Source organism: Gordonibacter sp. An230, assembly GCF_002159915.1.
In the GTDB taxonomy this organism is placed as follows: Bacteria; Actinomycetota; Coriobacteriia; order Coriobacteriales; family Eggerthellaceae; genus Rubneribacter.
The window spans coordinates 105,743-112,120 of sequence record NZ_NFJP01000013.1; the positions used below are offsets into that span (position 1 = coordinate 105,743).

Genomic DNA, 6,378 nt, shown 5'->3' on the forward strand with positions numbered 1-6,378 from the left:
TCTATGGACGTTGCGAGCGCATGCGCGTTCGAGGCGCGGCATCCCGAAAAGGTTCGAGACGTGAGCGGTTCGTCGGGCGCCCTCACCGTGCGCCTCGATGCCGACGACGGCTGCTATTACCTGAAGTCGGGAGAGGCGGGCTCTTTGAGGCGAGAGCACGAGGCGCTTCGCTTCTTCCATCCGCTCGGCCTTGCGCCCGAGGCCTTGGGCTACGAGAGCGGCGAGCGGGATCGTCTGCTCATGCGCCCGCTGCCGGGTTCGCCCGCCGTCAGCTCGCAGCTCATGTCGCATCCCGATCGCCTCGCCCGCGCGCTCGGCAGGGCGCTGCGCGATTTCCACGACCGCGGCATCGGGGACTGCCCGTTCTCCAACAGCGCAGCCGACATGCTCGCGCGTGTGGAGCGGAACCATCGCGCCCGCGAGCTTGACGAGGTCATGGCGCGCGCCATCGGAGAAACGGACATCGACCGCATCTACGAGCGCATCCGGGCAGGGGCCCGTCTGCTTGAAGACGACGTGGTCGTCCACGGCGATTTCTGCCTGCCGAACGTGTTCTTCGACGGCGAATACCGCTTCGCCGGGTTCATCGACCTGGGGATGGCCGGCCGGGGGGATCGGCATTACGACCTGTACTGGGGTCGATGGACGCTGCGCTACAACCTGGGCACCGACGCGTACGGGGATGCGTTCTTCGACGCGTACGGCGCCGCCGACATCGATCCCGCGCGCATAGAGGTGGCGGGCCTTATCTCCTGCCTGGACGGATGAGGCCCCTTTCAGATCCCGATCACGCCTCGAACACGCACCGCCCTCCCGTGAACGTGGCCAGCACCCGCGTCTTCTGCACGTCGTCGGGCGCGCACGAGAGCACGTCGCGGTCGAGCACCGCCACGTCGGCCAGCATGCCCGGCTCGAGCGTCCCCAGTTCGTGCGCGCGTCCGGCGGCCGCGGCGCTGCCCTGCGTGTAGGCGCGCAGGGCCTCGGCCATCCCGATGCGCTCGGAGGCCAGCCATCCGCCCGCCGGCTCGTGCGTGGCCGGATCTTGCCGCGCCGTCGCGCTGTACAGCACGTCCATCGAGTTCACGCCCACCACCGGCGAGTCCGTTCCGAACGCGAGCGTCGCACCCGTGCCCAGAAGCGTGCGGAACGGCCACATGAGCTTCGCGCGCTCGGCTCCCAAATCGCGCTCGGGACCGCCGGGATCGAGCGTCATGTGCGGCGGCTGCACGGCCGCCACCACATCGAGCGCGGCGAGCCGCTCCACGTCGTCCGGCAGGAAGTTCTCCACATGCTCCAGGCAGTTGCGCCGCCCTTCGGGCAAAGGGCCGTACGTCGCGCGGGCCTCTTCGAAGATGTCGAGCGCCGCGTGGATGGCCGCGTCGCCGATCGTGTGGATGCGCACGGGGAATCCCTTTGCCGCCGTGGCCATCACGAGCGAGCGCATCGTCTGCGCGTCCACGGTGGGCCGTCCGCAGTCGCCTTCGAAGCGTGCGTTCGCGTACGGCTCGGTCACCCAGGCCGTGTGCTGGCTCGACACGCCGTCGAAGAACTGCTTGAAGCCGGACGCCTGAAGCATCGGGCCCGTGTACGCCTCCCGCATGGCCTCGAAGCGCCCCATGTCGGCAAGGAGGGTGGGGAAGAGGTGCACGCGCGCCGTCAGCTCGCCGCGAGCGAGCAGCGCCGCATGGACGTCGTCGCGGATGAAGTCGAGCCCGGGATGCGCCATGAGCGACATGTCGCATACGCTCGTCACGCCGTTTTGCGCCAGCTTGGCGAGAAAGCCCCGGTAGGCGTCGGCAACCTCGGAATCGGAGAAGGCACCCATGATCCTTGGCATAAGCTCCATGGCGGCCGCCTCGCGCACGACGCCCGTCAGCTCGCCGTCCTCGAAGCGGTCGTACGACCCTCCTGCGGGCGGCTCGCTCTCGCGCGTCAGGCCCAGTTCGCGCAAGGCGGTCGAGTTGAGCCACAGCGTGTGGGCGTCGCCCGAATACAAAGCCACGGGGCGCGCGGGGAAGGCCTCGTCGAGCGAGCGCTTCGTGGGCATGACGGGAGGGTTCCAGCGGTACTCGCGCCATCCTTGGGCGAGCAGCCAGCCTGTCGGGCGGCGCTCGGCGAAGCGCTTCATGCGCGCCACGCAGTCGGCCTCGCTCTCTCCCAGAAACGTGGTTGCAAGCGCGGACGCGTACACGGCCGAGTGGAAGAAGTGCAGGTGCGAGTCGTGGAAGCCCGGCACTACGAGCGCGTCTTCGAAGTCGCGCACCTCGGGAGCCGCCGCGTTGCCGTTCGTCTCCCGTGCGAGCGCGCGCATCTCTTCGCGCGGCCCGATGGCGGCGATGCGGTCTCCTGAGATGGCCACTGCCGCCGGCATGACCGCGTCGCCGCCGGTGAACACGCGCTCGCTCTCGATGATCGTGTCGATGCGCATACGTTGCTCCTTTCCGAACGTGCCGCTGCGCGTTCGCATCGTCGTCTTGCGCTCCGCTCATCATCCGAGCCTTCCGCGTCGCGCAGCCGCCATTGTACGCCTCGCGAGCGCGGGGCGAAACGGCATGCGGGCCTATGCGAGGGTTTTCGGTCTTCGGACGGCGCTTCGTCGAGGCGAGCGGCGTGGTCGTACGCCTCGGCGGGCGCAAGGCCGTGCACGCTTACGGTCTTGCGTCCGGCACTGGGTTCGGACGGAAGGGCCGAAAGGGTTTTCGGCGGCTTTCTGAAAAAAATCGAAAACAGGGCTTGACGATTCGACGCGCACCCCGTAATATACTTGCTCGCGCTCGCACCTTGCTTTTGAAGTGGCAGGATGCGCATCGGGAATCCGATGGGGTGTCGTCTAATGGCAGGACAGCGGTTTCTGGTGCCGTATGTGAGGGTTCGACTCCTTCCACCCCAGCCATTTCCGACAAGAGAAGCGCAATGATGTGGCTCCGTCGTCTAGCGGTTTAGGACGCCGCCCTCTCAAGGCGGAGGTCGCCGGTTCGAATCCGGTCGGAGCTACCAGGACGCTACAGGCCGGAAGCGGTTTCGCTTCCGGCCTTTCCCTTTTTCGCCATCGTCTGCATCACGAGGCAAGGCTTTCGCGTTCGCTCAGCGTTTGCGCGCGTCGTCTGCGGGGTCTTCGGACTCGGCGGCCCGTTCCTCCAATCCGTCGTCGAATCCGATGGCCGCGTGCATGGCGTTGCAGAAGGGCTTGTTCCCCGAGGCTCCGCAACGGCATAGCGCATAGCGGTTGCGAAGCTCGTACTCCGACCCGTCCGCGCTCGCAAGCGGAATGCCGCCGCGCACGAACAGCGGGCCGCCGACGCCTTCCTCCACGTCCTCGAGCACGGCGATCGACGGCTTGAGGCGCGGCTCGTACCTGGTTCCCTCGAGGGCGTCCACGTGCACGAGGCGTCCGGCCGGGCAGTCCGAGGACGCCTTCACGGCTTCGCGTTCGAGGCGCTCGTCGAAGGAGAGCTCGGTGAGGGTCCAGGCGTCGCCGTCCTCGCGATGGCAGAAGCGGGCGAACGCGCAGCGGCCGTCGTCGAGCAGCGTCACGCGGGGTCCGGGATAGACGTCGGCGCGCTCGTCGAACGGCGCTCGCGAGGCCGTCTCGGCGCCGTCGAAGCCGACGCGGCGGTGCGTGCCGTCGCAGAACGGGGCCTCGTTCGAGCGCCCGCAGCGGCACAGCGCGTACTCCTCTTGGGGAGGAAACGTGCGCACGGTGCGGTACTCGTAGTGGCCGCCTGTCGGCATGATGGCTTGCTGGATCAGGGGGACGCCCCCGCTCACGAGGTACGGCCCGTCGGGCGAAATGGCAATGCTCATGCGCTGCTCTGCGACGGGCTGCCGCTCGGCGGTCGGGCGCGTCGCTGTCGGTGCGGAGATGGAGGGCATGCGTTCCTCGCTTTCGCTCGTTTGGGTTGAACGAGGCAAGTATAGGAGGGACGGCGCGTCGCCCTTTGCTTTCGAGGGAAAGCGTCAAGGCCCGGTCAACCTGCCGTCACGACCGCGCTTTGTCGGCGTGCTCGGCAAGCCATTCGGCGAGGAAGGCGCGCAAGGCTCCGGGGTCGTTGGGCGCTTCGCCGTCGATCACGGCGTCGAGCGCCGCGTCGAGCGCCTGTCCCACGATCGGGCCGGGCTCCGCTCCGAGCGCGAGGACCGTCCGTCCGTTCACGGCGAGGTGTCCAAGCGAGAACGCCTCGTCGGCTGCGAGGATGTCGTCGAGCAGCGCTTCGACCGCGTCGACCTCCTTGATGCGGCTTCGGCAGAAGGGTGCCTGTCCGGCTGCGTCGCCGCGCTTGAGGTCGCACAGCGCGCGGAACAGCTCGACGTCGCCGCCAAGGCTTGCAAGCATTCGGCGCACCGACTTCGGCGTGGGGGAGAGGGCGTCGTCGTGGCGCCTCACCAGTTCGAGCACCCGTGCGGCGAACGCCGAGGAGAGCGAGAGCCGCGCCATCGCCCCGCGGGCCATCGACGCGCTGAGGGCCGGATGGCCGTAGAAATGCCCGATGCCGCGCGCGTCGGCGAAGAACAGAGCCGGTTTGCCCATGTCGTGGAAGAGCGCGGCCCAGCGCACGAGCGGCTGCGGCGGCGTCGCATCGACGACGTGGGCCGTATGCTCGAGGACGTCGTGCACGTGGTAGGGGGTGCGCTGATCGAACCCCTTCATGGCCACGAGCTCGGGCAGCACCGCGGCCAGCACGTCGACGCACGAGAGCAGCGCCGATCCTGCGAACCGTCCGACGAGCAGCTTTTCGATCTCGCGCGTTGTCCGCTCGGTCGACACGCGCACAAGCAAGCCCTTGTTCGCCAGCATGCCCTCGAAAGTCTTCTCCTCGATGCGAAATCCGAGTTGCGCGGCGAACCGGCAGGCTCGCAGGATGCGAAGCGCGTCCTCAGAGAAGCGCCGCGCCGGATCGCCGACGGCTCGAATGATTCCCGCATCAAGGTCGGCCCGCCCTCCGTACGGGTCGAGCAGACCACGCCGGGGGTGGTAGGCGAGCGCGTTCATGGTGAAGTCGCGGCGTGCAAGGTCCTCTTCTATGGAGCGCACGAACGACACGGACTTCGGATGCCGGGCATCCTCGTCGTAGGGTCCGTCTGCGCGATAGGTCGTCACTTCGACGGGGGAGCCGTCTGCTATCACCGTCAGCGTGCCGTGTTTCGTCCCCGTCTCGTGCGTGCGCAAACCCCGCGCCTCGAAGGCCCGTTGCGCCTCGCGCCATGTTGCCGAGGAGGCCACGTCCACGTCGCCGCTCGGACGTCCAAGCAATGCGTCGCGCACGCATCCGCCCACGGCCCAGGCCTCGTGCCCCGCCCCCTCGAGGACGTCCAGCACGCAAAGGGCGGTCGGAGGCAGTGCGATGACGGCGGCGGGCTGCGCAGCGTCTTTCTTTTGGCTGGCGGGTTCTGACATCGCGGACGCTCCTTCGTGTTCGGTCGGCTCTCATGCTCCTTATACTAATAGAAGCGAGGCGTTTCGTCGCGCTGGGGCTTCTGCTTGCTCTTTTGGAGCGCCTTGCCGACGACGCAACTGTTCTGTTGGCGCAGAGGATCGAGTGGCAGCATCTGCCGGACAAAGCCACCGGCTTGTCTGTTCGTGGTTTTCGCAGTTCGGAGAGGCGAATCGCGTGCTTCTTCGGTGTCGCCCAAACTTTTTTCAAAATTTTGAAAATTGGGTCTTGCGCTCATAGGGCCAAGTGAGTATTATATTCGAGCTGCGTTTTTCGGGGAGAGAAACGCAGAGCCGGTTCCCCGGCTTTTCGAGAGAGATGTTCAACGGATCGATCGAAAAAAACTTCCGAGAACTTGGAAAAAAGTTCTTGACAGCGGGGAGGCGGGCGGGTAACATATCTCCTCGCGCTTCGGCGGAAGGCCGGAGCGGAGGGGCCCGGAGGGCCCCGCGGGAACCTTGAGAACCGGATACTGAGGAGCAAGGAAAAGCCAGTCGACGACGAGTCGATTCCGAGACGGCCGCGCGGCCCGCCCCGAGGGGAGGGCCCGCGGAGAGGCGCCAAGATCGAGACTCCGGCGGGGGAGGCCCCGCCATCTCAAACGGAGAGTTTGATCCTGGCTCAGGATGAACGCTGGCGGCGTGCCTAACACATGCAAGTCGAACGGTTAAACCGCCCTCGGGCGGACATAGAGTGGCGAACGGGTGAGTAACACGTGGCCAACCTGCCCCCCTCTCCGGGACAGCCGCGGGAAACCGCGATTAATACCGGATGACGCCCGGGCCCCGCATGGGGCCCGGGCCAAAGCCCAGGCGGAGGGGGATGGGGCCGCGGCCCATCAGGCAGACGGCGGGGTGACGGCCCACCGTGCTTTCGACGGGTAGCCGGGTTGAGAGACCGACCGGCCACATTGGGACTGAGATACGGCCCAGACTCCTACGGGAGG

4 protein-coding genes, 2 tRNA genes and 1 rRNA gene are annotated in these 6,378 nt (G+C 67.3%); 4 read left to right on the forward strand and 3 right to left on the reverse strand.

Features of this window, described 5'->3' with window-relative positions; translation table 11 throughout:
- Window positions 1–3: 3 nt before the first annotated feature.
- Entirely contained in the window at window positions 4–768 is a 765-nt protein-coding gene (locus B5F40_RS08700) for an aminoglycoside 3'-phosphotransferase (protein ID WP_087193937.1), read from the forward strand.
- Window positions 769–787: 19 nt separating this feature from the next.
- Here B5F40_RS08700 and B5F40_RS08705 read toward each other — a convergent pair whose 3' ends face one another.
- Window positions 788–2,428, reverse strand: a complete 1,641-nt coding sequence (locus B5F40_RS08705; protein WP_087193938.1) for an amidohydrolase — start codon at window positions 2,426–2,428, stop codon at window positions 788–790.
- A gap of 391 nt (window positions 2,429–2,819) precedes the next feature.
- On the opposite strand from B5F40_RS08705, the gene B5F40_RS08710 reads away from it, so the two are divergent.
- Both B5F40_RS08710 and B5F40_RS08715 read left to right on the forward strand, forming a co-directional pair.
- A tRNA-Gln gene (locus B5F40_RS08710) sits at window positions 2,820–2,893 on the forward strand.
- A 27-nt stretch (window positions 2,894–2,920) separates the two neighbouring features.
- Window positions 2,921–2,997: transfer RNA gene (locus B5F40_RS08715), tRNA-Glu, on the forward strand.
- 87 nt (window positions 2,998–3,084) lie between these two features.
- Here B5F40_RS08715 and B5F40_RS08720 read toward each other — a convergent pair.
- Entirely contained in the window at window positions 3,085–3,804 is a 720-nt protein-coding gene (locus B5F40_RS08720) for a CDGSH iron-sulfur domain-containing protein (protein ID WP_224759209.1), read from the reverse strand.
- A gap of 175 nt (window positions 3,805–3,979) precedes the next feature.
- A complete protein-coding gene (locus B5F40_RS08725; protein ID WP_087193939.1) occupies window positions 3,980–5,395 on the reverse strand; it encodes a CCA tRNA nucleotidyltransferase in 1,416 nt (471 codons plus the stop codon).
- Window positions 5,396–6,030: 635 nt separating this feature from the next.
- Between B5F40_RS08725 and B5F40_RS08735 the strand changes: the two genes are divergently transcribed.
- A 16S ribosomal RNA gene (locus B5F40_RS08735) occupies window positions 6,031–6,378 on the forward strand; the annotation flags it as partial.